The organism is Nonomuraea sp. NPDC050310 (assembly GCF_040655795.1).
GTDB lineage: Bacteria > Actinomycetota > Actinomycetes > Streptosporangiales > Streptosporangiaceae > Nonomuraea.
The window spans coordinates 47,069-70,128 of the sequence record NZ_JBFAKP010000018.1 but is presented as its reverse complement, the minus strand read 5'-3'; the positions used below and the strand labels follow the sequence as shown (position 1 = coordinate 70,128).

The following is a 23,060-nucleotide window of genomic DNA, read 5'->3' as shown; positions in this document are numbered from 1 at the left end:
TTCAGAGAATCGGGGCCTCGACCAGCACCGGCGCACCCGAGGCGCAGCCGTCGCGCACGGCGTCGGCGAGGTCGGCCGGGGTGGCCACGCGGCGGGCGGGCACGCCGTAGCCGCGGGCGATGGTGGTGACGTCGAGGCCGGGGATGTCCAGGCCGGGCACGCTGCGCCCGCCGGCGAACCACTTCAGGACGCCGTACTCGCGGTTGCTCAGCACCACGAAGGTGACCGGCACCTGGTGGGCGGCGGCGGTCCACAGCGCGGTGATCGCGTACTGGGCCGAGCCGTCGCCCAGCACGGCCACGATCGGCCGCCGGTGGCCCGGCTCGGGGCTCTGGGCGGCCAGCCCGGCGCCCACCGCCGCCGACAGGCCGTACCCGAGCCCGCCGCCTGCGGCGAAGTAGAACGAGCCGGGCAGCCCGGGGCGGATGCGGTCGTGGAAGGCCGGGCGGTTGGAGGGCGACTCGTTGAACCAGATCGTGTCCGGCGGCGCGCCCTGGGCGAGTGCGTCCATGACCGCCGCCGCGCTCATCCCCCCTTCCTCGGGCAGCGCGGCGGGCGCGGGGCGTGGCCGTGGCCGGGTGGTGCCGCCCGCGCAGAGCTTGGCCAGCGTGGCCAGGGCCGGGCCGGGGTCGCAGACGATCGCCTCGCCCACCGGCGCCCGGGCGGCCTCGTCCGGGTCGGCGGTGAGCTGCACCAGCGTGGCCCCCTGCGGCAGGTAGGGGCCGGGCACGTGCGGGTAGTAGCGGAAGACCGGCGCCCCGGCGACGAGCACCAGGTCGTGCCCGGCGAGCTGGGCGGCCAGCGGCGCGATCGCGGGCGGGAGCTGCCCCTGGAAGTAGGGGTGGTCGTGCGGGAAGCCCAGCCGCCCCTCCAGCGGCGCCTCCCACACCGGCAGCCCCCGGTGCTCGGCCAGCTCCACCGCCGCCGCCCAGCCCGCCTCCGCGCCGACCACCAGCACCGGGTTGGCCGCCGCGTCCAGCCGCCGGGCCAGCTCGCCCAGGCTCGGTACGGCGGAGCAGCCCACCCGGCGGAGAGCGACCGGCCCGGCGCAGGGCGCGTCGAAGTCGTCCATGGGCAGCGACAGGAAGACCGGCCCGCGCGGCGGCGTGTTCGCGATCAGGTAGGCGCGTTCCAGCGCGGCCGGGACGTCCTGCGGCCGGGCCGGCTCGCAGGCCCACTTGACCGCCGGCCGGGGAAGCGTGGTGGCCTCGACGTTGGTCAGCAGCGGCTCGATCGCGAGCATCTCGCGGGTCTGCTGCCCGGCGGTGACGATCAGCGGCGTGCGGTTGGCCGCGGCGCCCAGGATCGCCCCCATGGCGTTGCCCACGCCCGGTCCGGTGTGCAGGTTGACCAGCGCCGGGCGCCCGGTGACCGCGGCGTAGCCGTCGGCCATGCCGGTCACCACCGCCTCCTGCAGCCCCAGCACGTAGCGGAAGGGGAAGCCGTCGAGCATCGGCAGCTCGGTCGAGCCGGGGTTGCCGAACAGCGTGGTCAGCTCCCGGCGGCGCATCCAGTCGAAGACCGCGTCACGGACGATCATGCTCGGGCCGCCTTCCAGGGGGTGAAGGGATTCCGGACGCCCGGATCCAGTTCCGGGTGGTGGCGGCGCAGGACGTCGCGCATCCGGGTGCGCTCGATCCAGGCCAGGCCCTCGGGGCTGTAGACCTCGGGGGTGTAGTGCGTGGTGAAGAACGGGTCGCTCTTGAGCCGCCGCGAGGCCATCAGGATGAACAGCCGGAAGGCGGTGTCGGAGAAGGCGAAGCCGGGCGGGGGCTGCTCGGCGTACATGCCGACCATCGCGTCGATGCGGTGGATGTCGCCCTCGTAGACGTCCTTGAGCGCCACGTCGTCCGACAGGTCGGAGAAGTCGTGGATGGGCGGCTTGTGCAGGGCCTCGCGGAGCTTGGTGTACCTCGGGACGCCGCGCTCGCGGTCGCGCAGCACGTCCACCGCGCCCAGGTCGAGGTGCTCGCCGAACATGCCGCGCAGGTTGCGCAGCGCCTCCGGGTGGTTGTGCAGGGTGATCGCGCCGGGGTGGGCGGTGCCGAAGGTGTAGAACCAGTCCGACCAGCCGTGCTCGTCGATCGCGGCGCGCGTGCCGTACCCCTGCAGAGGGGTGAAGTCGGTGGTGGCGACCACCTCGCCGGTGCGGTGGGAGCGGATCTCCCAGTCGTCGGGGATCAGCGGGTGCATGCGGTAGCAGGTCACGAACTCCTCGGTGATGGAGTACGGCACGCCGTGGTGGTCCATGGGGGATCGGCGGATGCCGCCGAGCACCTCGCCGCGGAACGGCTTGCCGAGCAGGCCGCGCCAGTTGATCGTCATGCCGAGCCGTACCGCGCGGTTGTCCAGCAGCGCCGGGGTCCAGTCGATGGTGTGGATCTTGGCCATCACCGCGGCGTTCACCAGCCGGGCGGTCTGGAACAGCCGCTCGTCGCCCCAGCGCGGATGCGCCCGGCGCAGGTGCGCGCAGATGGCGTTGTGCTCCTTGACGAACAGGGTGTGCAGCAGGGACAGGCCCACCCAGTAGTTGTCGGAGAAGCCGGTCAGGTCGAGGCCCAGCGGGCCCAGCGGCAGCCGGCCGTCCTCGACCCGCATCCGGCCGTCCTCGCCGGTGCGCAGCTCGCGGCAGGTCCGCTCGTCGCTGCCGTAGAGCTGGGAGCCGTCCCACCAGTGCGTCACGGTGTTCTCGAAGGTGGGCGGGGCGCCGGGGACGGCGTGCGGCACCGGGTCGGGCTGGGTGCGGCGCACCCGCATCGGCCGGCTCGGCCACGGGTCGTCGTCGGCCAGCGGCACCTCCATCGGGTCGCCGACCGGGTTTCGGCCATGGCTGAACCAGTCGTGGTTCTGGAAGTGGATCCACGCCGCGGCGAGCACGTTGAGGGTGGTGGCCGGTTTGAAGACGGTCCGGGCCAGCAGCCGGTTGCTCACCTCGCGGGGGCTGGGCGACATCAGGCTCGCCGGGTCGCCGTGCGCCAGCTCCAAGGGGACGTTCCGGTCGAAGCGGGTGTGCGCCGCGCCCATGTCCGCGTCGTCCGGGTCGTAGCCCGAACCGTCGTAGGACCGGCAGACACGGCCGGGGGAGGGGCGTCGTGGCCGCTCGCCGCCGGCGCCGTAGGTGTCGTGCAGGTTGTCTGAACGAAGCCGGTCCCGCATCCGCGCCAGCTCGCGGAGCTGGAGCGGGAGGGGGAGGTCATGCCATTCCCGAGTCACGATCCGATCACAGCGAGTCATGATCCATGGGGTCAATCGGTGGTCCTGATCAGCGGAACGCCCCTCTGGCGGGGCGTGCCGATCGTTCCGTGGGCTGGAACCGGACGGGACTTCGACCCGGTGCGGGACGGACCGAAACCGGCTGACCCGGATTCCGGTCCGACAGTTATTCGACCCCCCGGGTCCGTGGAAGGGCCCGGGATCTCGGCGGAGGACACCGGCCGGTTCGAGCCGGTGGTCCGCGAGATCCCGGGCCCGCGTGGTCCCGCTGGAAGGTCAGGCGGCCACGGACAGCGCCGTCGAGATCGCCTGGGCCGCCCCGCGGACCGCGATCCCGACCCGCCCCAGCCGCATCGCCGACGTCCGCCCGGCGATCTCCACCGCCATGGTCACCGAACCGCCGGGCCCGATCACCGGGGCCGCGACGCTGGTGAGCCCGGGCGCGAACTCCTCCTGCGAGTAGGCCAGCCCGTGCCGCCGCACCAGCGCCAGCTCCCGGTCGAGCCCGAGCAGGCCGGTGATCGTCCGTTGCGTCATCCGCGCCAGCCGTCCGTGTTCCAGCAGCGCCTTCCGCGCGTCGTCGTCGTAGGCCAGCAGCACCTTCCCGGCCGCCGTGCAGTGCAGCGGCGCCCGGTCGTGCTCGTCGGACGGGCACGCCACCCGGTCGTGCCCGTAGATCCGCTCGACGTAGATCGCCTCCGGCCCGGACGCGACGGCGACGTTCACCGTCTGCCGGGTCGTCTCGTACAGGTCCATGAGGTACGGCAGGACGAGGGGGCGAGAGCCTGGGATGCGCTCCCGGGTCAGGGTGGTCAGCAGGTCGCCCAGCACGTACCCGGTGCCCGCCCGTTTCACGAGGTCGCGTGCGCACAGCACGCCGAGCAGGCGATGGGTCGTGGACTTGGGCAGACCCGTCTCCCGCGCGAGCCTGGACAGGCTCAGGGGGGCTGAGTGGCCGCTCAGGCTGGTCAGGAGGTCGATGGCCCTTTCAAGGCTGCCGCCAGGGCTGGTCCTCGGCATGTATCCCGCTCTCTAAGCCGAGGAGAAGGGAGGGACTTCCCCGTTACTGTGGATTGCCATTTCTTGACTACCCGAAATGGCGCTCCACGACACCCGTTTCCACGATCTCGGCCCGCGGTTGACCAAGGAACCTCGCCTCAGGCGGCGCGGACCTCCGTGGCCTCGCAGACCGGGAGCCGGGCGCCGGTGATCTCCAGCAGCCTCCGGACCTTGGGCCTCGGCGACGCGAGGCGGAGGTCGTCGCCCTGCATCACGGCCTGCACGTAGGCGGACATCAGCAGGTCGAGGGCCCGGCCGTCCAGGAACGGCACCTCGGTGAGCTCCACGGTCACCGGGCCGCCCATGGCGAGGGCCCGGTCGAGCGCCGAGGCCAGCTCGTCGAGGTTGGTGGCGTCGATCTCGCCCGCCGGATGCAGGACCGGACCGGCCGGCGACGGCCGGAGGTCCAGGACCAGCGGCGTCACCGGATCCGCCCCGGTTCGAGGCGGGCGCTCCGGGTGGATCGGGCTGCTGCAGGGGTGCCCATGACGCCTCCAGTCGCTGGAGAAGGGTCCGTATCGCCCACGGTAATACATGAAGCAGGTTTCAGGAAAGCGGCTTCGGTGGCCAATGCTCCGCCGGGTCAGCCGCGCCGCCGGGCGCGGTAGGCGCTGGCCTTGGCGCGGTTCTGGCACGACAGGTCGCAGAAGTGGCGGGAGGTGTTGCGTGTGCTGTCGAAGAACACCAGGTCGCACCCATCGGCCCGGCATCGGCCGAGTCTGGCCGCCTGGCCGAGGCCGATGACCATCACCAGCGCGGCGCCCAGGTCGGCCGCCCAGGCGTCGGCGAGGGTGGCGTCCGGGCGGTGGAAGGCGAGGACGAGCGGGCCGCCCGGAGCGCCGTGCAGGTTGGGGACGGCGCCGTGCCGGACCAGCAGGTCGTTGAGGCGCGCCGCGACCGGCTCCGCCGGTTCGCCGGTGCGGAAGGCGGGGGCGAGCTGGACCGCGACGCCGGCGAGGTGGTCGGCGTCGGCCGGGGAGAGGCCGGCGGACGGCGAGTGCGCGAGGATCGCCGCCAGCCGGGCCTCGGGCGAGGACGGGGGCGTGACGGGGCGGCCGTGGGCGGTGGTCACGGTCAGGCCGTTCACCAGCATGGCGGCCGATTCCACCGACCGGGTGAGGTAACGGTCTATTTCCGGTTGACCAGTGATGCGTACCGAATCTAGGGTCACTGGCTAAGTATATGTAGACAGTGAGGTGCGGCGATGATGTCCAGCAGATGTGCCGCGATGAGGCGGCTCACCGGGGATCAGGTGCTCGCGCACGCCGGCGAGCTGACCGAGATCTACCGCACCGCGTTCAGCGGGCCGCCGTGGTACGAGGACGGGTACGGCGCCGCCGACTTCGCCCGGCGGCTGCCCGGCGACGCGAGCCGCCCGGGCTTCGTCGCGGTGCTGGCCACCCAGGACGGCCGGCCCGCCGGGTTCGGCACGGCCTGGCCGACCGCCGGGCCCTTCCCGTCGGGCCGCGCCTACGACCGGGTGCGCCGCGCGCTCGGCGCGGCGGTGGAGACGCGCCTGGTCGGGGCGCTGGAGGTCGACGAGCTGGCGGTCAGCCCGGACGCGCGCGGCCAGGGCCTGGCCGCGCGCATCCTCGACCTGCTCTGCTCGGACGCCCCTCGCGCCTGGCTGCTGACCTCGCCCCAGGCGGACGACGCGATCCGGCTGTACGAGCGGACCGGCTGGCAGCGGCTGACCGGCCCCGAGGCGGACGTGGTGGTCTTCCTGCGGGACCGGTCGTAGGAGGCGGACGTGGTGGTCCTCGTGCGGGACGCGTCGTAGGAGGCGGTGCGGTTACTTGGCGGCGGCGTAGGCCGCGGCCAGCTTCGCCCACGTCGCCCCGGCGGCATCGGTCTCGGTCAGCCGGTTGTTGACCACGGCGATCGTCACCCCGCCGGCCCGGTCGGTGGCGGCCATGGAGGTGAAGCCGCCCCAGCCGCCGCTGTGGCCCTTCCAGGCGAGCCCGGCGTACTCGACGCTGAGGGCGGCCATGCCGTACGGCATGTTGGCGGCGACCGACAGGGCGGTGGGCTTGACCATCGCGTCGAGGGTGGCCGGGCGCAGGAGGCGGCGGCCGGTGAACAACGCGTCCAGGAAGCGGGCGGCGCCGAAGGCGGTGCCGGCGAACATGCCGTCGCCGAACGGCAGGCCGTACACGTCGGTGGGCACGCCGGTGGCCCCGAACGCGGTGAAGTAGTCCACGAGCTTGCCGTTGCCGCCGTCGAGGTAACCGTGCGCGAAGCGGAGGCGATGGCGCGGGGCGCGCTCGCCGGTGAGGTGGTCGCCTCGCTCGCCCGCCTTGGCGAGGAAGCGCCGCACGTCCCGCTCCAGCGCCTTCTCGCCGCCGGCGATCTCGGTCAGCACGTGGGCCAGGATGATGAACCCGGTGTTGGAGTAAGCGAAGCGGGTGCCCGGCTTGACCGGCTCGCTGATGCCCGGCGCGAGCATGGCGAAGGTGAACGGCCGGTTCGGGTCGTACTCGGCGCCCCGCGGCAGCAGCGGCGCGGTGCTGGGATGGCTGTACAGGTCCGGGTAGCCCGCGGTGTGCGTGAGCAGCATCCGCGGCGTGACCACCTTCGCGCCGGGCAGCTTGGTCCCGATGTGGGCGGAGATGGGCTGGTCGAGGGGGAGGGCGCCCTTGTCGGCCTGGTGGAGGGCGTAGGCGCCCAGGATGAGCTTGCCGAAGCTGGCCAGGCTGAACAGCGTCCGGCCGGTGACCGGGGCGGGCGGGTCCTCCACCGCCCGGCCGGTCCTCGCCGACCAGATGACCTTCCCGTTGCGCATCGCCACGGCCTGGACGCCGGGGCCGTCCGCGCCGCCGGTCGCCTCGGCGAAGGCCTTGTCCAGCGCGGCCCGCACCGGGTCCGGTCCGGTGCGCGCCGATGCCGTGGCGGTGTGGGGGACGGCCACGATGGTCGCCGCCAGCAGGCCGGCCGCAACCGCGATTCTTCTGAGCACAGGTGCCTCTCAACTGGTGTCAGGGGGAGTGCACTTCCGAGACTCGCAGCGGCGAGGCGGCCTCTCGTCCTTCTGCCTGATGAACCGCTCGTGGGACTTCGGGCCGGACGGCATAGACCTAAGTTCAATGGGACCCCCTACGAGGTGTGCACCCGGCCGAGGAAGTCGCGGACCAGCGGGACGATCTCCCCGAGGCTGGTCTCCAGCGCCCAGTGCCCGGCGTCGAGCACGTGCAGTTCCGCGTCCGGCAGGTCGCGCAGGTAGGCCCGGGCCGACTCCTCGGGCATGTAGCCGTCATGGGGCCCCCAGACGATCAGCGCCGGCGGGCGGTGCTCGCGCAGGTACTGCTGCTCCTTGGCGAACCAGCCGAGGGTCGTCGCCTGGTCCTCGAACAGCCTCACGACGTTCCCCCGGCGCTGCGGCGTGTCCATCAGGCTCCAGTGCAGCTTCCACAGGTCGGGGCTCACCCGCTCGGCCAGGTGCGGGGGCAGGTCGCCGGCGAACTCGTCGCGGAAACCCTCCTCCGAGACGTTCGCGGCGAGCTTCGCCCGGCCCTCCGGCGTCGGGTCGGACCAGTACGCCTTCAGCCCGGCGTACTTGGGCCCCATGGTGTCCTCGTAGATGTCGCCGTTCTGGATGACGAGGGCGGCGACCCGCTCGGGGGCGCGCAGGGCCAGCCGCAGGCCGAACTGCGAGCCGTAGTCGTGCAGGTAGAGCGCGTAGCGCGACAGTCCCAGCACGTGGGTGAAGCGCTCGAGGAAGTCGGCGTAACCGTCGAAGGTCCACGCGAACCCCTTGGGGGTGGCGCTGTAGCCGAAGCCCGGCAGGTCGGGCGCCACCAGCCGCCAGCGGTCGCCGAGCGCGGGCATCAGGTCGCGGAACTCGTAGGAGGAGCAGGGATAGCCGTGCGGCAGCAGGAACACCGGGGCGTCCGGCGGCCCCGCCTCCCGGTAGAAGGTCTCGACGCCGTCGACGTCGATCGTCCGGTGCGTGACTGGTGCGTGCATGGGCCACCCCTGCCCGCTCCGGCTCGGGGCTACCCGCCGGCGCTTTGACAGGGATCACGGCTAACCGCTATCTATTAGCCAACCGTTAGGGGGTCGTGTGCAGGACGCAGTGCTGGCGATGCTCGCCAAGGAGCCGGCGCACGGCTACCACCTGCATGCCCGGCTCCAGCGCAGCCTCGGCCCGCTGGGCGAGGCGATGAACCGGGGCCAGATCTACGTGACCCTGGGCCGCCTGGAACGCGCGGGGCTGGTGGTGTGCGAGCGGGCCGAGGGACTGCCCGAGCGTCCGGAGCGCAAGGTCTACGCGCTGACGCCGGCCGGGCAGCAGCGGGTCGCGGCGTGGCTGGCCGAGGTGGGCTGGCCGAAGCCCGACCTGGCGGAGTTCCATCTCAAGCTCGCCGCCGCGGCGGCGGCCCGGCTGGCCGACCCGGTGGAGCTCGTCGCCGCCCAGCGCCGGGAACTGCTGCGCCGGCTGCGGGAGGTGCAGGGGGCGGTGCTGGCCGAGGCGGCGGGCTCGCCTGCCGTACTGCTGCTGGAAGGGGTCGTGTTGCGGCTGCAGGCGGACCTGCGCTGGCTGGAAGCCTGCGAGCGCGCCTGGTCGAGGCGCGGGAACGAGAGCGGGGTCGAGGGCGGATGAACGGACCGGACGTCGCGCTGCGGGCCGTGGGCCTGGTGAAGACGCACGGGCAGGGGCAGAGCCGCGTCTTCGCGGTCGACGAGGTCGACCTGGAGGTGCCGCAGGGGCAGACGCTGGCCGTCATGGGGCCTAGCGGGTGCGGGAAGTCCACCCTGCTGCACCTGCTGGGCGGCCTGGAACGCCCCACGAGTGGCGAGGTGTGGGTCGCCGGGCGGCGCGTCGACCCGCTGAGCGAGCGAGCCCTGGCGCGGATGCGGCGCAGGTCGGTGGGCTTCGTCTTCCAGGCCTTCCACCTGGTCGAGGAGCTGACCGCCGCCGAGAACGTGGAACTGCCGGCCCTGCTGGCCGGCCGCTCGCCCCGCCAGGCCAGGCGGCGCGCCGCCGCCCTGCTGGAGCGGGTCGGACTGGCCGCGCGGGCCCGGCACCTGCCCTCCCAGCTGTCCGGCGGGCAGCGCCAGCGGGTCGCCGTCGCCCGCGCGCTGGTCAACGAGCCGCTGGTGGTGCTGGCCGACGAGCCCACCGGCAACCTCGACAGCGCCGCCACCCTCGACGTGCTGAGGATCTTCGAGGAACTGCGGGCCGCGGGCCAGACCCTGGTCCTCGTCACGCACGACGAACGCGTGGGAGCCACCGCCGACCGGGTGGTCTCGATGCGCGACGGGCGGTTCGTCGACGACACGTGGCTGGCCCGCGCCCAGCCGCGCGGGCTCGGCAGCCTCGGCGGGCTGATCGGCCTGGACGGGTGAGCGGAGTGGGTCGCATCTTGGACCCCCGGTCGTGCTCGGGTCTGGCCGGCGGCGTGGGCTCCGCCGTCCTCGTCGCCCGGCTGGTGCTGGCCGACCTGCGGCGGCACAGGCTCCAGGCCGCGCTGCTGACGCTCGCGGTGACCGTGGCGACCGCGACGATGGCGCTCGGCCTGTCGCTGGGCGGCGTCACCGACGCCCTCTACGAGCAGACCCGCGCGGCCACCGCCGGGCCGGACGTGGTGGCCCTCTCCGGCGACCCCGGCCCGGCCGTGCCCTCGATCCTGGCCGCGCTGGCCGAGGAGGCCGAGGTCGCCGCCCACCACGGGCCCTACCGCATCGTCTACGCCACCCTCACCACCCGCGACGCCGTCTCCTCCCCGGTGGTGGTGCACGGCTTCGCCGAGCGGGCAGGCCCGGTCAACCGGCCGCTGGTGACCTCCGGCGCGTGGGTGCGCTCCGGCGGCACGGTGCTCGAACGCGGCTTCGCGACCGCGCTCGGCGCCGGCGTCGGCGACCGGGTCACCATCGCCGGCCGCTCCTACCCGGTCGTCGGCATCGCGGTGACCGCGGCCACCTCCGTCTACCCCGGAGCGGCGCAGATCGGCCCCGGCGGCGGCCCCGTCGACTACAGCGGCCTGGCCTGGATGACCCGGGCGGACGCCAAGGCCCTGGCCGCCTCCCGCGACCTGCCGGTCACTCTGGCCATGGACCTCGACCTGCGCGACCCGGCCGCCACCGAGGCGTTCGCCGAGGCCCACCGGCTCTCCGGCGCGCGGATCACCTTCCACACCTGGCAGTTCAGGGCCGAGCGCGACCTGGCCATCCTCCGCGTCAGCCGGCCCATCCTGGTCGTGGGGGCCTGGCTGCTCAGCCTGCTGGCCGTCACCGGCGTGGGAGCCCTGGCGGCGGGGCGCGCCGTCGAGCAGACCCGCCGGGCCGGGCTGCTCAAGGCCGTCGGCGCCACCCCGGGGCTGATCGCCGCCGTCCTGCTCGCCGAGTACCTGGCGTTGGCGCTGGCCGGGGAGGCGGCAGGGCTGGCGCTGGCCCGGCTGACCGTGCCCGCCATCGCCAGCCCCACCGCCAGCCGGATCGGCGACGCCGCCGGGCCGGGCGTGGCCACCGTCGTCGCGGCCACCGTCCTCGCCGTGGCGGTGGCGGTCCTGTCCACGCTGCGCCCGACGCTGCGGGCCCTGCGCACGGCGACCGTCACGGCGTTGTCGGCCCCCGTGCACGAGCCCCGGCACCGGCCGCGGCTCACCGCGCTGTCCGCGTTGCTGCCCACGCCGCTGCTGCTCGGGCTGCGGCTGACCGCCCGCCGGCCGGGCCGGGCCGTCCTGCAGGCGTGGTCCACGGCCACCACGGTGATCGCGCTGGTCGCCCTGGTGTCCATGCACGTCCAGCGGCCTCGGGGGTACGGCCTGGACGGCTCCGGCGCGCTGCCCAACCTGCGGGATGTGCACGACCGGCGGCTGATGCTCGCCGTCACCCTCCTGCTGATCCTCCTGGCCGTGGCGAACACCGTCACCTTCACCTGGACCACCGCCATGGAATCCCGCGCGACCATGGCCATCGCCCGCACCCTCGGCGCGACCCCCGGGCAGATCGCCGCGGGACTCTCCTTCGCCCAGCTCCTGCCCGCCCTGCCGGGGGCCGTCCTCGGCGTCCCGCTGGGCGTCGGGCTGCTGTCGTTGTTCGCTGCCCGGAACGCGGTGGATCCGCCCGCTTTCTGGCTGTACGGCGCCGCCGTCGTGGCCGTCCTGGCGACGGCCGCCCTTACCGCCCTCCCCGCCCGCCTGGCCGCCCGCCGGCCCGTCACCCAGACCCTCAGCGCCGAAGCAACCTGACCCGTCAGCCGATCGCACCGCCGGCTCAGAAGGCGGGGATGAAGGTCGGGGGGAGGAGGGCCGGGGATGAAGGTTGGAGGGGAAGGCCGGGGAAGCCCGGGTCAGGCCGGGGAAGGCCGGGGAAGGCCGGGGTCAGGCCGGGGCGTCGTAGACCAGGCTGTACCGCCAGAATAGCCGCCGCCGGATACGCGCCCCGGGCAGTTCCCGCGCCGCCGCGGCCCGGATCTCGCCCAGCGTCTCCCGCGGCTCGGCGACAGGTGCCGCCATGTGCGCGGGCGTCGCGACCGCCCGGCGCGGGTGCTTGAGCAGCCCCACGACGGGGTTGGCCACCACGGCCGCCAGCGCCGCGAACAGGTCACCGGCCCCGTCCTGCCGATAACACCCCACCACCACCAGCCGCCCACCCGGCACGAGGCACTCCCGCAGCTCCCGCAACGTCGGCACCAGCGGCAGATGGTGCAGCACCGCCACCAGCGTGACGGCGTCCCACCGCCGCCCCGGCTCCCGCCCGTCGAATCCGGTCCGCACGATGGCGACCCCGGGGTCGCCGGCGAACCGCTCCACCGCCAGCCGGGCCGTCGCCGGATCGGGCTCCAGCCCGGTCACCGCGGCGCCACCCCGGCGCAGCAGCGCGACCAGGTTGCCGGTCCCGCACCCCACGTCGAGCACCTGCCGCGCGCCGCGCACCTGGCGGGCGATCCAGGGTCCGTAGTGGTCGTTGTGGCTCCACGGATGCCGCCGGTTGAACCGGTCGAGGTGAGCCAGCAACGCCATGACGATCACCCTACCGAGCCCCCGGCTCCACCAGCAGACGCATGCGGGCGAAGTCGAACGTCACCGCGTAGGGAGTGAGGGAGCGGTGTATCGGACTGATCAGGCGGGCTCGATCCGGAAGCGGTGCGCGCCGACGAACGGCAGGAGCCGCTCGGTCTCGGCCACGAGCTCCGCGCCGGCCTCGTCCGGCAGCGGCCGGAACGGCTGGAGCAGCAGTTCCGTGCCCCGCACCGCCCAGAGTCCGTGCACGAAGCCGTCGACGAGGAAAGTGGGGCGGACCATCGCGCCGCCCGGCATGACGAGCTTGCGGTCCGCGTCGGTGATGATGCGGGTCCGGTCGGCGTGGGCGAGCAGCACGTTGTCGAAGGCGGGCAGGAAACGCACCGGCGCGGGCCGGCCGGGGTCGGCCGGCCGCAGGTGGGGCAGGTCGAGCAGGTCGCGGCCCTCCTCGTCGCGCAGGCGCCTGAGGTCCATCCGGTCGGTCACCTCGCGCAGCCGGGTCAGTCCCGACCAGGCCTGGACGTCCTTGACGGTGGCCGGGCCGAAGGCGGCGAGGTAGCGGGCGATCACCTCGTCCGGGCGGGCCTCGGCGGGCAGCGGGCGGCCGAGCCAGTCCTCGGCGCGGGCCACCGGCATGCCGGGCCGCGTGCCCCAGCCGCCCCAGGTCCCGCCCGGGTTGGGATGCAGCAGTGGCGTCCGGAGCTCGACGGCTCCGGCGAGGATGGAGCCCTTGCGGCCGGGGAAGCGCGCGGCGAGCAGCGTGCCGTACTCCCGGCGGCTCAGGGTCCGCCCGGCCAGCAGTTCCGCGCCCGCCGCGAGCAGGTCGGCGAGGTCGAGGCCGTCGGTCTGCGCGGTGAAGTACGGCGAGCGCGCCGACCGGTCCAGCACCGGCTGGACGACCGGCCGGAGCAGGGCGAAGACCTCGGCCGTGGCCAGGTGCTGGGTGCCGCGGATCAGCGTGGAGCGCACCACGGAACGGTCGGCGAGCAGGCCGGTGAGGTCGGCGTGGGTGAACTCGGCCAGTCTGGTCCACAGGCCCACGTAAGGCCAGTTCGGCTCCTGCGACTGCAGGGCGAGCAGGTGCTCGGTCATCTGGAGCGCCGACAGGTCCGTGCTGCGGGCGAGCAGGTGTTGCCGCTGGAGCAGGGTGCGGTTGAGCGTGCGCCGGCTGAGCGCGGGTTCGGGGCTCACGGGCGCGGCGCGCCGTACCAGCGCCAGCCGGTGAGCTGCGGGCGGCCGGGCAGGGAGGTGCGGCCGGTGGCCCAGAGCAGGACCTCCCACGGGTCGCCGTCCGCCGTGACGTGCGGGAAGAGCCGCTCCAGCACCTTCGAGCACAGCTCGCGGGGCGGTGACCAGGCCAGGCCCAGGCCCTGGGCGAGGTCGTGGGTGTGCACGAGGGTCTCCACCACGCCCATCGCGGCGAATCCCTCCGGGTCGGAGGGGCCGAAGACGTGGTAGGCCAGCGTGTCCGGCGGCGCGGTGCGCACGATGGAGGCCAGCAGCCCCCCGCACGCCTCGACCAGGAGCAGCAGGCCGTCCGGCGGCGCCGCCGGGTCGGCGAAGATGATGCTCTCCGGCCCGCCCGGCCGTTCGGTGACGCGCCGGAAAGGCAGCAGCCGGGTGGTGGGCGGCTTGGCCAGGCCGAACCGGGAGGCGTAGCTGAACAGGTCGTCGGCCAGGTGCTCCAGGGTCTCCCGGCAGGTCCACTCCAGGGTGCCGGCCTTCGACTCCCACGCCGCGGGGTCGGCGTCCTTCAGCGTGTCGATCGCCAGGCCGACGGCCAGGCGAACGTCTTCTCCGTCAACGGTGGCGCGCATGCGGAGAGCGTAGCGGGCGCCCCCTCACGACGACGACGGGCCGAGGTGGGGCCGCAACCGCGCCATCAGCCCCTCCGGGTCGGCCACCGTGACGGTCAGCCCCGGGTGGCGCACCAGGCCGGTCGGCTCGCCGCCGCGCACCGGCCGGTGAAAGCGCAGGCAGACCCCGCGGCGGGCGTTGGTGCCGAAGGTCGCACCGCGGTCGGCCAGCGACAGGTGCGGCCCGATCACCTTGATCGCCTGGTACGGGCCGGTGATCTCGGCACCGGCCAAATTGTCCAGCCCGGTCGAGACCTCCCACGGCCCGAAACGCACCCGGATGCCGGCGTCCGACACCACCAGGCCGCAGTTCGCGGGCCGGATCCCCAGCACCGAGAGCCACCGCCGGTAGCGGTCGTCGAACGCGAACCCGAAACACCCGTCCTGCACCGAATCACCCATGAGGTCGGGCTGCCCCCCGTCCACCTCCCGAAACAGCGTCTACAAGGTGTCATCGCGGGTAGCCGTACCCCATCCGACGAACGAAGGAGGAGTCATGAGCTCGGCTTCAGCCCGTACGGCCCGTACTCCCGTTCAACTGGCGTCGCTGATCGTGGGCATCGTCTTCCTGCTGGTCGGTGTGGCCGGCTTCATCCCCGGCCTCACCACCGACACCGGCGACCTGCAGGCCGCCGGCCACCACTCGGGCGCGATGCTCCTGGGCGTCTTCCAGGTCTCCGTCCTTCACAACATCGTCCACCTGCTGTTCGGCGCGGCCGGAGTCGTGCTCTCGCGCACCTGGAGCGGCGCGCGCGGCTTCCTGATCGGCGGTGGTGTCGTCTACCTCGTGCTGTGGATCTACGGCCTGCTCGTCGATCCCGACAGCTCGGCCAACTTCGTCCCGCTCAACGCCGCCGACAACTGGCTGCACCTGGTGCTCGGCCTCGGCATGCTGGCCCTGGGCCTGCTGCTCGGCCGGCGCGCCGCGGTCACCCGCCACTAGGCGCGGGCGGGCCTCCGCCGGGCCGGACCGGCGAGCACCGGGGGGTGCTCACCGGCTGCCGGCCTAGGCGGTGATCCACTCTGTGCGCAGTTCGCCCGCGGCCAGCCGTACCCGCAGGCTCAGCGGCCCGGAGGCCAGCCCCGCGCAGGTGAACCGCCCCAGGGCGTCCGCCCGTACGGCACGCGACCAGGACGCCCCCTCGACCACCACCTCGGCCGGCTCGGGCGGCTCGACCGCGCCGACCAGGCGGCCACTGCCGTCGGTGAAGGACAGTTCCACCTCCACCTGGTGCTCACCGGAGGAGAAGCCGAGCACCCGCACCCCGCCGCCGGAGCGGACGGCGGCGGCCTCGGCGAGCGAGTCGAAGGTCAGCGTGGCCAGCTCGGCGTCGAGCGAGCGCAGCGTGAAGGCCGCCACCGCGCTGTCCAGGAGCGCGGCCGGCACGGGGTCCAGGAACTCCGCGGCGCGGCGGAGATCGTTCTCGAGCATGTCGTCGTCCTCGGTCACGGCCCGCCACCCTCGCTCATCAGCACGCGCAGCCGGCGCAGGCAGCGCTGGCGCATCGGCCCGATGCTGCCGATCTGCAGCCCGAGCGCGGCGGCGGCCTCCTGGTAGCTGTGCGGGGGCGAGCCCATCAACACACGAAGCAGCCGCTGGCACTTGTCGCCGAGCTGCTGGAAGGCCGCCCAGAGCCGGCGATGGCGCTCGGCCTCGGCGGCGGCCTCCTCGGATTCGATGACCACCGTCTCTGGAGTGCGCTCGTCCGGGATGCGGTCGAAGGTGTCGGCTTCGCCCACGACGAGCTTGCGGCCGGACCGGATGATCTTCCGGCACTCGTTGCGCGCGGTGGTCGCCAGCCAGGTGGAGACGCGTTCGGGCTCACGGATGCGATCGAGGTGCTGGGCCAGCCGGAACCAGGTCGTCTGGTAGGCCTCGTGCCCGTCGGCGTCGGACAGGCCGTGGGCGCGGACCACCGACCACACCAGCGGGCTCAGCGCCTCGACGAGGCTCCGCCAGGCCGCGGCGTCGCCTTTCGCCGCGGCCTGGAAGAGCCGTCCGATGGATTCGTGATCCACGATGACTTCCCTAGGTCCGGGGAGTGTCATCGTACGTCTCCGATCACTGCCGCAGATAGGGCGCGCGCTCAGGCCGGCCCGTACGGCAGGGGCCGCCAGGTGGGCGGCGTCAGCGTCGTGCCGCTCCCTCCGCCGCCGATGGCGACCGCCTGCTTGGCCAGCAGGTGCTGCGCCGCGACCACGGGGTCGTCCTCGCCGGACTCGAGCATCTGGTTGACGATCATCCCGGCGACGATGGGCGTGGAGAAGGAGGTGCCGCTCCAGCGGGCCAGCCCGGTGAAGGCCTTGCGGGTGGCCGCGATCCCGGCGGCGTTGCCGTCGCGCGCCAGCGAGCGCTCGCCGTCGATGCGCGGCGTGACGCAACTGCAGTCGGCGTAGGGCGGCTGGTGGGTGAAGCGGCACTCCTCGAAGGTGGAGTGCCGGTAGACGTAGAGCGGCGGGGTGTGGTCGGCCGCGGTGAACACCGAGGAGATCCGCTCGCCCGGCGCGTAGACGGTCACCCACTCCCCGTGGTTGCTGAAGCAGGCGCGGCCCTGCCCGTCGGCGCGCAGCGCCCCCACCGCGATCACCTTTCCGGGCATGCTCTTCGCGTGGTAGGCGGGGTAGAAGGGCTCGTCCCTGCCGTTGTTCCCGGCCGAGCACACCAGCACCGTGGGCTCCTGCGCGAGCCGCTCCATGAAGGTCTTCAGGCCCAGCAGCGCCCGGTCGTCCTCGGTGACCGCGCCCGCCGACAGGCTCAGGATGGGCGGCCAGCCCTTGTCGTCGAGCACCTCCAGCAGGGCCTCGCCGAAGACGTCCTCCGGGACCGCCGCGGCCATGATCGCCGGGATGGCGTCGTCCACCTCGACGGCGGCGTCCGGCGCCACCGCCTTCAGGACGGCCGCGATGAAGGTGCCGTGGCCGACGTACTGCGCCAGCGGCCCGAAGTCGGGCTCCAGCTCGTCGTCGGTGACCACGTCACGCAGCCACGGGTAGGTCTCGGTCACCCCCGCGACCAGGCCGGTGTCGACGACCAGCACCCGAACGCTCCCGTTCCCGCGCGCCGCCGCCAGGCCCGGGTTGAGCGCGGCCGGCGCGATGGTGGAGACCGGCTCCGGCTCGTCGTTGGGGCAGCCGTTCACCTCGGTCACGCTGACGATGTGGTTGCGGGTCGCGTACGGCCCCAGCTCGCCGCCCCGCCGCGGCAGCTCGCCCAGCACCCGGCGCACGTCCTCGTCGGCGTTGTCACCGTCGCGGAACGGATCACCGAAGCGCAGGGCGCGGATCCCGCTGCGCTCGTTGCGCGTCTCGCCGCGCCTGGTCAGCTCCAGCCGGTCGATGGTGGCCGCCACCACCTCGGCGTCCTCGCCCTCGCGGGCCAGCAGGCACCCCTTCTCCCAGGTGAAGAACCGCTCGGGGTCGTAGGCGAGCGGACGGCCGCGCTCCCTGGCGCCCTCGTTCATCGCGTCGAACTGCTCTCGGAAACGGTCAGGCCTCATGGTGGCTCCCTGTGCGCCGGTGGCTGTCGCTTGTTAGGAGTCGGGCCACCCCCAGTTGATTCACCCGTCGTGGACTCCTCAGCAGTTCCACGTCTAGCATCGATGCGTGATCACGGGAAGCGCCGTGGAGCTGTTGCCCCTGGTGTTCGCGCGTCCCCAGGAAGCGCTCGCGCGGGCGCGCGAGCTGCTCGGGTCCGCGCCGGGGCCGCACGACGCCTCGGTGGCGCATCAGGTGATCGGCATCTGGGAGCGCGACTTCGGCGACCTGCGGGCCGGGCTCGGCCACCTCAACCGCGCCCGCCGCCTGGCCCGGGAGTCCGGGTCGGCCGAGCGGGAGGCCGACGTGCTGGCCACCCTCGGACTGGGATACGTGCACGCCGGGCGGACCGGGGCCAGCATCCAGGCGCTCACCCGGGCCTGCGAGCTGGCCACCGGGGCGACGTTGCCGCGGGTGCTGTTCCGGCGGGCGTACGTGATGTGGGTGCTGGGGCGGCACCAGGAGGGGCTGGAGGACCTGCGGCGGGCCATTCCGCTGCTGCGCCGGGGCGAGGACACCATCTGGCTGGCCAGGGCGCTCACCCTTCGTGGAACGCTCTATCTCGCGCTCGGGTCGGTGGAGCGGGCCCGGGCCGACTTCGACGGCGCCGAGGCGCTCTGGGACACCACGGGGCAGGAGCACGACAAGGCCATCGCGGTGGTCAACCGGGGGGTGGCCGCCTTCCGCAGCGGCGACCTGCCCGCGGCGCTGCACCACCTGGAGCAGGCCGAGCGGACGCTGGCCGAGCTGGGGACGCCCTCCTACGTGGTGGACCTGTGGCGGTGCGACGTGCTGCTCACCGCCGGGCTGGCCCGCGACGCGCTGCGGGAGGCCGACGCCGGGGCTGAGCGGATGGACCGGCTGGGCGGGCCGGCCTCCCGGCGGGCCGAGCTGGTGCTCACCGCCGCGCGGGCCGCCCTCGCCTTCGGCGACCACGCCACCGCCATCGACCGGGCCGAGGCCGCCGCCCGCGCCTTCACCGCCCAGCGCCGCCCCTGGTGGGCCGCCCACGCCCGCCTCACCCTAGCCACCGCCCGCCACGCCACCCCCCGCCCAGAAGCCCCGACCACCCCGACCCCCGCCCCCCATCTCGAAGCCCCGACCACCCCGACCACCGCCCCCCACGCCGAAGCCCCGCCCTCGCCGACAACCACCGGCCACCTCGAAGCCCCGGCCTCCCGGGAGGCCACCGTTCACTCCGAGGAGCCAGGCTCCCCGGAACCCGCCCCTCATCCGCAGGAGCCGGCTTCCCGGGAACCCGTCCGCCACCCCCGCCCGGATGACCCCGCCGCCCTCGCCCAGGAGGCCGCGGCGGTGGCGGCCCGGCTGCAGGAGCTGGGCTCGCCGGACGCCCCCCGGGCCTGGTTGCTGGCCGGCCGTACCGCGGCCGCCGCTGGCCGTACGGGCGAGGCCGGGGCCCACCTGGCCAGGGCGGCCAGGGCCCGCCACCGCGGCCCCGCCTACGCCCGCGTGGACGGCTGGCTCGCCCAGGCCCTGCTGGCCGGCATGGCCGGCCGGGAGGCGGGCGTGCTGGCCGCCTGCCGCCGCGGCCTCGACCTGCTGGACGAGCACCGCATGACCCTGGGCGCCGCCGAGCTGCGGGCCGGGGTCGGCGCCCAGGGCGCGGAGCTGGCCACCCTGGCCCAGCGCGTCGTCGGCGACCACCCCAGACGGCTGCTGGCCTGGAGCGAACGCTGGCGGGCCAGCGCGCTGTCGGTCCCCCCGGCCCGCCCGCCCGAGGACCCCCTCCTGATGCGCGACCTGACCGCCTTCCGCGAGATCTCCGGCCGCGTCGAGGAGGCCCGCTCGGCCGGCAAGGCCGTGCCGCAGCTCCAGCGCGAGCAGCACCGCCTGGAGCGCGCCATCCGCGACCGCCTGCTCGCCCTGGGCGCCGAGGGCGGCCGGGCGGCCCGGCCGGGTCCCGGCGGGCTCGCCCGCGAGGTGCTGCGCGAGCTCGGCCCGCGCCGGCTGGCCGAGATCGTGGTGATCGACGGCCGGCTGCGGGTCCTGCTGTGCGGCGGCGGCCGGGTGCGGGCCTACCCGGCGGGCACACTGACGGGGGCCGCCGCCGAGGCCGCGCACGCCAACGCCGCCCTGCGCCGCCTGGCCTACGGCGCGCCCGCCGCCGGCCTCGAACGCGCCGCCCGCCGTCTGGAGGCCGAACTGCTCGGCGAGGCCGCAGCCCATCTGGGGTCGGCCCCGCTGGTGCTGGTCCCGCCCGGGCACCTGCACGACGTGCCGTGGGCGCTGCTGCCCTCGCTGCGCGAGCGGGTGCTGAGCGTCTCGCCCTCGGCCGCCGCGTGGCTGCGCGCCGCCCGCATCCCGCCGCCGGACGGCCCGGTGGTGCTGGTGCGCGGGCCCGGCCTCGGCGGCGGCGGGGCCGAGGTTCCGGTCCTGGCCGGCCGGTACGGCGCGGCCACCGTGCTGGAGAACGGCCAGGCCACCGCCCAGGAGGTGCTCAAGCGCATCGACGGCAGCAGCCTGGCGCACATCGCCGCGCACGGCTCCTTCCGCGCCGACAGCCCCATGTTCTCCAGCCTGCACCTCGACGACGGCCCCCTGACCGTGCACGACGTGGAGCGGCTGAGCCGCGCGCCGTACCGGATCATCCTGTCGAGCTGCGACTCCGGGCGGATGGAGCCGGTCGGCGGCGAGGAGCTGCTGGGCCTGTCGGCCGCGCTGCTGCCGCTCGGCACCGCCGGGATCGTGGCCAGCACCGTCCCGGTGCACGACGAGGCGGTGGTTCCGCTGATGCTCGCCCTGCACGACGGCCTGCGCGCCGGGCTCGGCACGGCCGAGGCGCTGCGCGACGCCCGGGCCGCCCTGCCGGACGACCCGTTGCACCGGGCGACCGGGCTGTCCTTCTCCGCGATCGGCGCCGCCTGACACCCGGACGGGAAGCCGCGACAAAGGGCGATCGGCCGCACGTGAAAGCTGAGTTTGGTGACATAACCGAAATGGAGTGCGCCATGATGGGCCTGGTGCCCCCGTGAGAGTCCCGTTGAGGGAGCGCAGTCCCCTGGAGAGCGCATGTCCCGACCGCTGATCGGTATCACCGCCTACTACGAGGCCGCCAGGTGGGACACCTGGGTCCGCGAGGCGGTGTTGTCCCCACCGGCCTATGCCAAGGCGGTCGAGCGAGCCGGCGGCGCGCCGGTGGTCCTGCCCCCGCTGAGCCCCCAGGCGGTCGACGACTACGTGCGGGGACTGCGTGGCCTGGTGCTGGCCGGGGGAGTGGAGGTCGGCCCGGAGGCCTATGGCGAGGAGATCGAGGACCGGGTGCCCGAGCCGCAGCCGATGCGCGACCGTTTCGAGCTGGCCCTGGCCCGCGCCGCCGTCCAGGCCGACCTGCCGATCCTGGCCGTCGGGCGCGGCATGCACGTGCTCAACGTCGCCCAGGGCGGCTCGCTGATCTCGTGGCTGCCCGACGTGGTCGACCACGACCGCCACCACGAGCCCGGCCGCCCGCACGTCATCCAGGTCAGCGTCTCCAGCAAGCTCGGCAAGGCGGTCGGCGACCGGGTCGAGGTCACCGCCCCGCACCACCAGTCGGTGAAGCGCCTGGGCAGCGGCCTGCTGGCCGTCGCGTGGGCCGACGACCAGATCGTCGAGGGCATCGAGCTGCAGGGCCACCGCTTCGGCGTGGGCGTGCAGTGGCATCCCGAACGGGCCCGGGAGGACCGGCTCGTCGAGCACTTCGTCGAAGCCGCCCGCTAGATTCGTCACCATGCACCCTCAGGCAGCGGCCTTCGTCGCGAGCTACCCGTCCGACCTCGGCGTGGACCTCGGCTCGCTCGACCTGGCCACCATCCAGGCGATGCGCGCCCAGGACGGGTTCGCGCTGCAGCGCGGCCCCCGTCCCAAGCTCCCCTACGTCCGTGACGAGCGGGTGGGCGAGGTGCCGGTCCGCGTCTACCGCGCCGACCCGGGCGAGGACGCGCTCCCGGTCGTCGTCTACTTCCACGGCGGCGGCTGGGTCTTCGGCAGCGTCCGCCGCAACGACGCGCTCGGCCGCGACCTGGCGTTGCGCACCGGCGCGGTCGTGGTCTCCGTCGACTACCGGCTGGCCCCCGAGCACCGCTTCCCGGCCGCCGCCGACGACGCCTGGGCCGTGGTGCGCGACATCTTCGCCCGCCCGGCCTTCTACCAGAGCAACGGCTCGGTCGCGGTGATCGGCGACAGCGCGGGCGGCAACCTGGCCGCCGTGGCCGCCTGGCAGGCCCGTGACGCCGGGCTGCGCCTGGCCCACCAGGTGCTCGTCTACCCGGTGCTCGACACCGCCATGGACACCGCCAGCTACCGCGAGTTCGCCACCGGCTTCGGGCTGGACGCCGCCGAGATGGCGTGGTTCGCCGAGCAGTACGCGCCCGGCGCCGGCCCGGCCGACCCGCGGCTGTCGCCGCTGCGGCTGCCGTCCTGCGCGGGGCTGCCGTCCGCGACCGTCGTCACCGCCGGCTGCGACGTGCTGCGCGACGAGGGCGAGGCGTACGGCAGGCGCCTGGCCGAGGCCGGCGTGCCGGTCGAGACCCGCCGCTTCGACGGCGCCGTGCACAGCTTCTTCGGCCTGCCCGGCCTGTTCGACCAGGCCGTCGAGGCCCGTGAGTACGTCGCCGCCCGGCTGAAGGAGTTCCTGTGAGCCTCGAGCTCGACCGCCCCGCCGAGGGCGTCCTGCGCGTCACGATCAGCGAGCCGCGCCGCCTCAACGCGGTCAGCATGGCCGACCACGCCGCGCTGGCCGACGTCTGGCGCGAGGCCGACCGCGACGAGGAGGTCCGCTCGATCCTGGTCCGGGGCGAGGGCGAGGCCTTCTCCGCCGGCGGCGACCTGGCGATGATCGAGGAGATGATCGTCGACCACGCCACCCGGCTGCGCGTCTTCGCCGAGGCCCGCGAGATCGTCTACAACGTGATCAACTGCTCCAAGCCGGTCGTGTCGGCGATCCGCGGCCCGGCCGTGGGCGCGGGGCTGGCGGTGGCGTTGCTGGCCGACATCTCGGTGGCCGGCCGCACCGCCCGCATCATCGACGGCCACACGCGCCTGGGCGTCGCCGCGGGCGACCACGCGGCGATCATCTGGCCGCTGCTGTGCGGCCTGGCCAAGGCCAAGTACCACCTGCTGCTGTGCGAGCCGGTCTCCGGCGAGGAGGCCGAGCGGATGGGCCTGGTCAGCCTCTGCGTGGACGACGACCTGGTCGAGGAGCGCGCCCTGGAGCTGGCCGTACGGCTGGCGCAGGGCTCGGCCGAGGCCATCCGGCTGACCAAGTACTCGCTCAACAACTGGCTGCGCAGCGCCGGACCGGCCTTCGACGCCTCCCTGGCGATGGAGTTCCTCGGCTTCACCGGCCCCGACGCCGCCGAGGGCGTGCGGGCCCTGCGGGAGAAGCGCGCCCCCCGCTTCTCCCGCTGACCGGCCCGCCTAGAAGCAGCCCAATGAG

General features: G+C 74.3%; 23 protein-coding genes. 9 read left to right on the top strand and 14 right to left on the bottom strand.

The annotated features are described in order from the left end of the window. Nucleotide 1 precedes the first annotated feature (1 nt). From mdlC to AB0I67_RS31850, 5 genes are all read right to left on the bottom strand, one after another. Nucleotides 2–1,540: a benzoylformate decarboxylase gene (gene mdlC / locus AB0I67_RS31870; protein WP_357931027.1), complete on the bottom strand. Its 1,539-nt coding sequence runs from the start codon at nt 1,538–1,540 to the stop codon at nt 2–4. Continuing rightward, on the bottom strand, nt 1,537–3,213 hold the full coding sequence (locus tag AB0I67_RS31865; RefSeq protein WP_357931024.1) for a peroxidase family protein: 1,677 nt from the start codon (nt 3,211–3,213) through the stop codon (nt 1,537–1,539). Before AB0I67_RS31865 ends, mdlC begins: the two co-directional genes overlap by 4 nt. 276 nt (nt 3,214–3,489) lie before the next feature. Continuing rightward, complete coding sequence (locus AB0I67_RS31860) at nt 3,490–4,233, bottom strand: IclR family transcriptional regulator (RefSeq protein ID WP_357931021.1); 744 nt, start codon at nt 4,231–4,233, stop codon at nt 3,490–3,492. A gap of 137 nt (nt 4,234–4,370) precedes the next feature. After that, entirely contained in the window at nt 4,371–4,697 is a 327-nt protein-coding gene (locus AB0I67_RS31855; RefSeq protein ID WP_357931019.1) for an STAS domain-containing protein, read from the bottom strand. Nucleotides 4,698–4,855: 158 nt separating this feature from the next. After that, entirely contained in the window at nt 4,856–5,443 is a 588-nt protein-coding gene (locus AB0I67_RS31850; protein ID WP_357931016.1) for a CGNR zinc finger domain-containing protein, read from the bottom strand. Nucleotides 5,444–5,500: 57 nt separating this feature from the next. Between AB0I67_RS31850 and AB0I67_RS31845 the strand changes: the two genes are divergently transcribed. Further along, a complete protein-coding gene (locus tag AB0I67_RS31845; protein WP_357931013.1) occupies nt 5,501–6,013 on the top strand; it encodes a GNAT family N-acetyltransferase in 513 nt (170 codons plus the stop codon). A gap of 51 nt (nt 6,014–6,064) precedes the next feature. Here AB0I67_RS31845 and AB0I67_RS31840 read toward each other — a convergent pair whose 3' ends face one another. Both AB0I67_RS31840 and AB0I67_RS31835 read right to left on the bottom strand, forming a co-directional pair. Beyond that, on the bottom strand, nt 6,065–7,228 hold the full coding sequence (locus tag AB0I67_RS31840) for a serine hydrolase domain-containing protein (RefSeq protein WP_357931010.1): 1,164 nt from the start codon (nt 7,226–7,228) through the stop codon (nt 6,065–6,067). A gap of 137 nt (nt 7,229–7,365) precedes the next feature. Next, complete coding sequence (locus AB0I67_RS31835) at nt 7,366–8,235, bottom strand: alpha/beta hydrolase (RefSeq protein WP_357931007.1); 870 nt, start codon at nt 8,233–8,235, stop codon at nt 7,366–7,368. A gap of 97 nt (nt 8,236–8,332) precedes the next feature. Here AB0I67_RS31835 and AB0I67_RS31830 point away from each other — a divergent pair, with 97 nt between their 5' ends. From AB0I67_RS31830 to AB0I67_RS31820, 3 genes are read left to right on the top strand one after another with little or no spacing between them, the layout of a single operon-like run. Beyond that, nucleotides 8,333–8,872, top strand: coding sequence for a PadR family transcriptional regulator (locus AB0I67_RS31830; RefSeq protein ID WP_357931005.1), 540 nt, complete (start codon nt 8,333–8,335; stop codon nt 8,870–8,872). Next, nucleotides 8,869–9,618 (top strand): ABC transporter ATP-binding protein, encoded by a 750-nt coding sequence (locus tag AB0I67_RS31825; RefSeq protein ID WP_357931003.1) that lies wholly within the window; start codon nt 8,869–8,871, stop codon nt 9,616–9,618. Before AB0I67_RS31830 ends, AB0I67_RS31825 begins: the two co-directional genes overlap by 4 nt. Before the next feature lie 5 nt (nt 9,619–9,623). Beyond that, entirely contained in the window at nt 9,624–11,462 is a 1,839-nt protein-coding gene (locus tag AB0I67_RS31820) for an FtsX-like permease family protein (RefSeq protein ID WP_357931001.1), read from the top strand. 132 nt (nt 11,463–11,594) lie between these two features. Here the strand turns inward: AB0I67_RS31820 and AB0I67_RS31815 are convergent, their stop codons facing one another. The 4 genes from AB0I67_RS31815 to AB0I67_RS31800 form a co-directional block, all read right to left on the bottom strand. Beyond that, entirely contained in the window at nt 11,595–12,236 is a 642-nt protein-coding gene (locus AB0I67_RS31815) for a class I SAM-dependent methyltransferase (RefSeq protein ID WP_357930999.1), read from the bottom strand. A gap of 99 nt (nt 12,237–12,335) precedes the next feature. Continuing rightward, entirely contained in the window at nt 12,336–13,427 is a 1,092-nt protein-coding gene (locus AB0I67_RS31810; protein ID WP_357930996.1) for a winged helix DNA-binding domain-containing protein, read from the bottom strand. Continuing rightward, nucleotides 13,424–14,053 (bottom strand): maleylpyruvate isomerase N-terminal domain-containing protein, encoded by a 630-nt coding sequence (locus AB0I67_RS31805; protein ID WP_357930994.1) that lies wholly within the window; start codon nt 14,051–14,053, stop codon nt 13,424–13,426. The genes AB0I67_RS31810 and AB0I67_RS31805 overlap by 4 nt, the downstream gene beginning before the upstream one ends. A 24-nt stretch (nt 14,054–14,077) precedes the next feature. After that, nucleotides 14,078–14,494: a hypothetical protein gene (locus AB0I67_RS31800; RefSeq protein ID WP_357930993.1), complete on the bottom strand. Its 417-nt coding sequence runs from the start codon at nt 14,492–14,494 to the stop codon at nt 14,078–14,080. A 94-nt stretch (nt 14,495–14,588) separates the two neighbouring features. Here AB0I67_RS31800 and AB0I67_RS31795 point away from each other — a divergent pair, with 94 nt between their 5' ends. Further along, a complete protein-coding gene (locus AB0I67_RS31795; protein ID WP_357930991.1) occupies nt 14,589–15,035 on the top strand; it encodes a DUF4383 domain-containing protein in 447 nt (148 codons plus the stop codon). 63 nt (nt 15,036–15,098) lie between these two features. Here AB0I67_RS31795 and AB0I67_RS31790 read toward each other — a convergent pair whose 3' ends face one another. The 3 genes from AB0I67_RS31790 to AB0I67_RS31780 all read right to left on the bottom strand — a co-directional run bounded on the left by AB0I67_RS31790 (nt 15,099) and on the right by AB0I67_RS31780 (nt 17,589). Continuing rightward, nucleotides 15,099–15,542, bottom strand: a complete 444-nt coding sequence (locus tag AB0I67_RS31790; protein ID WP_357930989.1) for a hypothetical protein — start codon at nt 15,540–15,542, stop codon at nt 15,099–15,101. Beyond that, a complete protein-coding gene (locus AB0I67_RS31785) occupies nt 15,539–16,111 on the bottom strand; it encodes a sigma-70 family RNA polymerase sigma factor (protein WP_357930986.1) in 573 nt (190 codons plus the stop codon). Before AB0I67_RS31785 ends, AB0I67_RS31790 begins: the two co-directional genes overlap by 4 nt. Nucleotides 16,112–16,179: 68 nt before the next feature. Further along, a complete protein-coding gene (locus tag AB0I67_RS31780; RefSeq protein ID WP_357930983.1) occupies nt 16,180–17,589 on the bottom strand; it encodes a S8/S53 family peptidase in 1,410 nt (469 codons plus the stop codon). A 106-nt stretch (nt 17,590–17,695) separates the two neighbouring features. Between AB0I67_RS31780 and AB0I67_RS31775 the strand changes: the two genes are divergently transcribed. The 4 genes from AB0I67_RS31775 (at nt 17,696) to AB0I67_RS31760 (ending at nt 23,032) form a co-directional block, all read left to right on the top strand. Then, the gene (locus AB0I67_RS31775; protein WP_357930981.1) at nt 17,696–20,512 is read left to right on the top strand and encodes a CHAT domain-containing protein; all 2,817 of its coding nucleotides are present in this window, start codon (nt 17,696–17,698) and stop codon (nt 20,510–20,512) included. 144 nt (nt 20,513–20,656) lie between these two features. Further along, nucleotides 20,657–21,343, top strand: a complete 687-nt coding sequence (locus AB0I67_RS31770; RefSeq protein WP_357930978.1) for a gamma-glutamyl-gamma-aminobutyrate hydrolase family protein — start codon at nt 20,657–20,659, stop codon at nt 21,341–21,343. A gap of 10 nt (nt 21,344–21,353) precedes the next feature. Continuing rightward, the gene (locus AB0I67_RS31765; protein ID WP_357930975.1) at nt 21,354–22,262 is read left to right on the top strand and encodes an alpha/beta hydrolase; all 909 of its coding nucleotides are present in this window, start codon (nt 21,354–21,356) and stop codon (nt 22,260–22,262) included. Continuing rightward, nucleotides 22,259–23,032 (top strand): enoyl-CoA hydratase/isomerase family protein, encoded by a 774-nt coding sequence (locus tag AB0I67_RS31760; RefSeq protein ID WP_357930973.1) that lies wholly within the window; start codon nt 22,259–22,261, stop codon nt 23,030–23,032. Before AB0I67_RS31765 ends, AB0I67_RS31760 begins: the two co-directional genes overlap by 4 nt. Nucleotides 23,033–23,060 lie beyond the last annotated feature (28 nt).

Excerpts from the sequence above, each read along its gene's own strand:
- mdlC (WP_357931027.1), bottom strand. The coding sequence starts at position 1,540 with ATGATCGTCCGTGACGCGGTCTTCGACTGGATGCGCCGCCGGGAGCTG.
- AB0I67_RS31860 (WP_357931021.1), bottom strand. The coding sequence starts at position 4,233 with ATGCCGAGGACCAGCCCTGGCGGCAGCCTTGAAAGGGCCATCGACCTC.
- AB0I67_RS31845 (WP_357931013.1), top strand. The coding sequence starts at position 5,501 with ATGAGGCGGCTCACCGGGGATCAGGTGCTCGCGCACGCCGGCGAGCTG.
- AB0I67_RS31835 (WP_357931007.1), bottom strand. The coding sequence starts at position 8,235 with ATGCACGCACCAGTCACGCACCGGACGATCGACGTCGACGGCGTCGAG.
- AB0I67_RS31825 (WP_357931003.1), top strand. The coding sequence starts at position 8,869 with ATGAACGGACCGGACGTCGCGCTGCGGGCCGTGGGCCTGGTGAAGACG.
- AB0I67_RS31815 (WP_357930999.1), bottom strand. The coding sequence starts at position 12,236 with ATGGCGTTGCTGGCTCACCTCGACCGGTTCAACCGGCGGCATCCGTGG.
- AB0I67_RS31805 (WP_357930994.1), bottom strand. The coding sequence starts at position 14,053 with ATGCGCGCCACCGTTGACGGAGAAGACGTTCGCCTGGCCGTCGGCCTG.
- AB0I67_RS31800 (WP_357930993.1), bottom strand. The coding sequence starts at position 14,494 with ATGGGTGATTCGGTGCAGGACGGGTGTTTCGGGTTCGCGTTCGACGAC.
- AB0I67_RS31795 (WP_357930991.1), top strand. The coding sequence starts at position 14,589 with ATGAGCTCGGCTTCAGCCCGTACGGCCCGTACTCCCGTTCAACTGGCG.
- AB0I67_RS31780 (WP_357930983.1), bottom strand. The coding sequence starts at position 17,589 with ATGAGGCCTGACCGTTTCCGAGAGCAGTTCGACGCGATGAACGAGGGC.
- AB0I67_RS31770 (WP_357930978.1), top strand. The coding sequence starts at position 20,657 with ATGTCCCGACCGCTGATCGGTATCACCGCCTACTACGAGGCCGCCAGG.
- AB0I67_RS31765 (WP_357930975.1), top strand. The coding sequence starts at position 21,354 with ATGCACCCTCAGGCAGCGGCCTTCGTCGCGAGCTACCCGTCCGACCTC.